Raw genomic sequence first — 4,336 nt, 5'->3', positions numbered from 1 at the left:
TCGCAAGACCTGCGTTCGGCCTTCTGCAGTCGCGAAGATCAAGATCAAGATCAAGATCAAGATCAAGATCAAGATCAAAAGCAAGATTGAACGCTTTGGAGTTAGGGTGAATCAGTATCGAACTCAGTAGCCATGAGAGGCTGTTTTGGGGATACGTGTGTGGTGTTTGACTCGATAGCGAATTTGGATGTGACAAAGATGTAACTCGGTGTAAGTAAGGCCTGCGCATTATCGCCTTGAGCGCTCCATCATGAGTCGGGTAATAGCCAAATGACTGCACCCTTGGATGCCAGCGCCTGAAGTCCACAGCGTATCCTCAAGAACACCTTCGCGCCGCCACACTATCACCTCGATAGCGAACGGTGGTTGTCCTCTAACCTGCGAAAGAGGACAATTATCGGCTTCCTGTCACAACCAGCGATCTTGCATGGCCTTTCTTGCACTTGGTATCAACCATAAGACTGCCTCGGTAGACGTCCGCGAGCGCGTGGCGTTTACCCCGGAGCAGCTGGTGGATGCCCTGCAGCAGCTCTGCCGCCTCACCACCAGTCGCGAGGCAGCGATCCTGTCCACCTGCAACCGCAGCGAGCTCTACATCGAGCAGGACCAGCTGTCGGCCGATGCCGTGCTCCAGTGGCTGGCCGACTATCACCGCCTCAGCCTCGACGAATTGCGTGCCAGCGCCTACGTGCACGAAGAACACGATGCCGTCCGGCACATGATGCGCGTTGCCTCCGGCCTCGACTCTCTGGTGCTCGGCGAACCGCAGATCCTCGGCCAGATGAAGTCCGCCTATGCCGTTGCCCGCGAAGCCGGCACCGTGGGGCCGCTGCTCGGGCGCCTGTTCCAGGCCACGTTCAGCGCCGCCAAGCAGGTCCGTACCGACACCGCCATCGGCGAAAACCCCGTGTCGGTCGCCTTCGCGGCGGTCAGTCTGGCCAAGCAGATCTTCAGCGACCTGGCCCGCAGCCAGGCCCTGCTGATCGGCGCCGGTGAAACCATCACCCTGGTCGCCCGCCACCTGCACGAGCAGGGCGTGCGCCGCATCGTGGTGGCCAACCGTACACTCGAGCGCGCCAGCACCCTGGCCGAGCAGTTTGGTGCACACGCCGTGCTGCTCGCCGATATCCCCCAAGAGCTCGCCAACAGCGACATCGTCATCAGCTCCACCGCCAGCCAATTGCCGATTCTAGGCAAGGGCGCCGTCGAAAGCGCCCTCAAGCAGCGCCGGCACAAACCCATCTTCATGGTCGATATCGCTGTCCCGCGCGACATCGAGACCGAAGTGGGCGAGCTCGACGATGTGTACCTCTATACCGTCGACGACCTACATGACGTGGTTGCCGAAAACCTCAAGAGCCGCCAGGGCGCCGCCCAGGCTGCCGAAGAACTGGTGGCGGTGGGGGCCGAGGATTTCATGGCGCGCCTGCGTGAGCTGGCTGCTGTCGATGTGCTGCGGGCCTACCGCCAGCAAAGCGAACGGCTGCGTGATGAAGAACTGCAAAAGGCCCAGCGTTTGCTGGCCAACGGTGGCAACCCTGAAGACGTATTGGCCCAATTGGCGCGCGGCCTGACCAACAAGCTCCTGCATGCGCCCAGCGTGCAGCTGAAAAAGCTCTCGGCCGAGGGCCGCCTCGATGCGCTGGCCATGGCCCAGGAACTCTTTGCCCTCCAAGAGGGCTCCACGGACAAATCCCTGTAATGAAAGCGTCGCTGCTCAATAAACTGGACATTCTCCAGGACCGCTTCGAAGAACTCACCGCTTTGCTTGGTGATGCCGAGGTCATTTCCGACCAGACACGTTTTCGCGCCTATTCCCGCGAGTACGCCGAAGTCGAACCGGTGCACACGGCCTATCAGCAATGGCGCAAAGTCCAGGACGATCTTGAAAGCGCCCAGGCGCTGCTCAAGGACAGCGACCCGGACATGCGTGATATGGCCGTGGAGGAGGTGCGCGAGGCCAAGGACCGGTTGGTGGCGTTGGAGGCTCAGCTGCAGCGCATGTTGCTGCCTAAGGACCCCAACGACGGGCGCAATGTGTTTCTAGAGATTCGCGCCGGTACCGGTGGCGACGAGGCGGCGATCTTTTCGGGCGATCTGTTTCGCATGTATTCGCGCTACGCGGAAAAGCGCGGCTGGCGGCTGGAAATCCTCTCCGAGAATGAAGGCGAGCACGGCGGGTACAAGGAAATCATCGCCCGCGTCGAGGGCGAGAACGTGTACGGCAAGCTCAAGTTCGAGTCCGGCGCGCACCGTGTACAGCGCGTCCCCGAAACCGAATCCCAGGGCCGCATTCACACCTCGGCCTGCACCGTGGCGGTCTTGCCGGAGCCGGATGAGCAAGCGGCCATCGAGATCAACCCAGCCGACTTGCGCGTGGACACCTACCGCGCGTCCGGCGCAGGCGGTCAGCATGTGAACAAGACCGACTCGGCCATCCGCATCACGCACTTGCCCACGGGCATCGTCGTTGAATGCCAGGAAGAGCGTTCCCAGCACAAGAACCGTGCGCGCGCCTTGTCCTGGCTGTCGGCGAAGTTGAACGACATGCAGACCAGTGCCGCTCAGAACGCCATCGCCAGTGAGCGCAAGCTGCTGGTGGGTTCCGGGGATCGCTCCGAGCGCATTCGCACCTACAATTACCCACAGGGTCGTGTCACGGACCATCGCATCAACCTCACCTTGTACTCGTTGGACGACGTGCTGGCCGGTGGGGTCGATGCGGTGATCGAGCCCCTGCTGGCCGAATACCAGGCCGACCAACTGGCTGCTCTGGGGGACTGATGACCATCATCGCCAGCCTGCTGCGCAACGCGCAGTTACCCGATTCGCCTACCGAGCGCCTGGATGCCGAGTTGCTGCTGGCGGCGGCGCTTGGCAAATCGCGCAGTTATTTGCACACCTGGCCAGAACGCATCGTCAGCAGCGACGCTGCCCAGACGTACGACGGCTATCTGCGGCGGCGCAGGGACGGGGAGCCCGTGGCCTATATCCTGGGCCAGCAGGGCTTCTGGAAGATCGACCTGGAAGTGGCCCCGCATACGCTCATCCCGCGACCGGACACCGAGCTGCTGGTCGAGGCGGCGCTGGAGCTGCTGCCTGCGGTGCCGGCCAAGGTGCTCGACCTGGGTACCGGCACCGGTGCAATTGCCCTGGCGCTGGCCAGCGAGCGACCGGCGTGGCAGGTAACGGCGGTCGATCGCGTGCCCGAGGCCGCCGCGTTGGCCGAGCGCAACCGCCAGCGGCTTGGCCTGGCCAACGCCCGCATCCAGGTCAGCCACTGGTTCGATGGCCTTTCCAGCGAACGCTTCGACCTGATCGTCAGTAACCCGCCCTATATCGCGGCTTCAGACCCGCACCTGATCGACGGTGATGTACGCTTCGAGCCCAGCAGCGCGCTGGTAGCCGGGGTCGACGGTCTGGATGACCTGCGGGTCATCGCCGCGCAGGCGCCGGCCCACCTCACCCCAGGCGGCTGGCTCCTGCTCGAGCATGGTTATGACCAGGCTGATGCCGTACAGGTGCTGCTGCGGGAAAACGGCTTTGTCGAGGTGAGCAGCCGCACCGACCTGGGCGGCCACCCGCGCATCACCTTGGGGCACCTGCCATGCTGAGCGACCAGGAGCTGCTGCGCTACAGTCGTCAGGTATTGCTGTCCCAGATCGACATCGACGGCCAGCTGCGCCTTAAGCACAGCAAGGCCTTGATCGTCGGACTCGGCGGCCTGGGCTCGCCCGTGGCGCTGTACCTGGCGGCTGCTGGCGTTGGCGAGTTGCACCTGGCAGATTTCGATACGGTCGACCTGACGAACCTGCAGCGCCAAGTCATCCATGACAGTGCCAGCGTGGGCATGAGCAAGGTCGACTCGGCCTTGCAGCGCCTGCAGGCAATAAACCCGGAAATCGACCTGGTTGCCCACCGGCAGGCGCTGGATGAGGACTCGCTGGCCGCTGCCGTAGCGGCCGTGGACCTGGTCCTCGACTGCTCGGATAACTTCGGGACGCGCGAGGCGGTCAATGCGGCCTGCGTGGCGGCTGCCAAGCCCCTGGTCAGTGGCGCCGCGATCCGCCTGGAAGGCCAGCTCTCGGTTTTCGACCCGCGCCGCGACTACAGCCCCTGCTATCACTGCCTGTATGGTCACGGCAGCGAGGCTGAGCTGACCTGCAGCGAGGCGGGCGTGATCGGCCCCCTGGTAGGTTTGGTGGGCAGCTTGCAGGCGCTGGAGGCCATGAAGCTGCTGGCCGGCTTCGGCGAACCCTTGGTAGGGCGACTGTTGCTGATCGACGCTTTGGGCACGCGTATCCGTGAATTGCGGGTCAAACGCGACCCTAGCTGC

4 protein-coding genes are annotated in these 4,336 nt (G+C 63.4%); all 4 read left to right on the top strand.

Annotation, left to right across the window (positions count from 1 at the left end; genetic code table 11):
* Nucleotides 1-427 precede the first annotated feature (427 nt).
* Nucleotides 428-1,702, top strand: coding sequence for a glutamyl-tRNA reductase (hemA, locus tag ACK59L_RS21335; RefSeq protein WP_058639472.1), 1,275 nt, complete (start codon nucleotides 428-430; stop codon nucleotides 1,700-1,702).
* The gene (prfA, locus tag ACK59L_RS21330; protein ID WP_058605370.1) at nucleotides 1,702-2,784 is read left to right on the top strand and encodes a peptide chain release factor 1; all 1,083 of its coding nucleotides are present in this window, start codon (nucleotides 1,702-1,704) and stop codon (nucleotides 2,782-2,784) included. The genes hemA and prfA overlap by 1 nt, the downstream gene beginning before the upstream one ends.
* Nucleotides 2,784-3,614: a peptide chain release factor N(5)-glutamine methyltransferase gene (gene prmC, locus ACK59L_RS21325; protein WP_409275907.1), complete on the top strand. Its 831-nt coding sequence runs from the start codon at nucleotides 2,784-2,786 to the stop codon at nucleotides 3,612-3,614. Before prfA ends, prmC begins: the two co-directional genes overlap by 1 nt.
* Nucleotides 3,608-4,336 (top strand): molybdopterin-synthase adenylyltransferase MoeB (locus ACK59L_RS21320; protein ID WP_409275905.1); only part of this gene is annotated, 729 nt, incomplete at its 3' end. The genes prmC and ACK59L_RS21320, both read left to right, overlap by 7 nt.

The sequence above is a fragment of the Pseudomonas sp. KCJK9111 genome, assembly GCF_046231935.1.
Lineage (GTDB): Bacteria > Pseudomonadota > Gammaproteobacteria > Pseudomonadales > Pseudomonadaceae > Aquipseudomonas > Aquipseudomonas parafulva_B.
This window is presented reverse-complemented; position numbering and strand designations above follow the sequence as displayed.

Bases quoted from the DNA above. Each gene is read 5' to 3' on its own strand.
- hemA (WP_058639472.1), top strand. From the start codon at position 428: ATGGCCTTTCTTGCACTTGGTATCAACCATAAGACTGCCTCGGTAGAC.
- prfA (WP_058605370.1), top strand. From the start codon at position 1,702: ATGAAAGCGTCGCTGCTCAATAAACTGGACATTCTCCAGGACCGCTTC.
- prmC (WP_409275907.1), top strand. From the start codon at position 2,784: ATGACCATCATCGCCAGCCTGCTGCGCAACGCGCAGTTACCCGATTCG.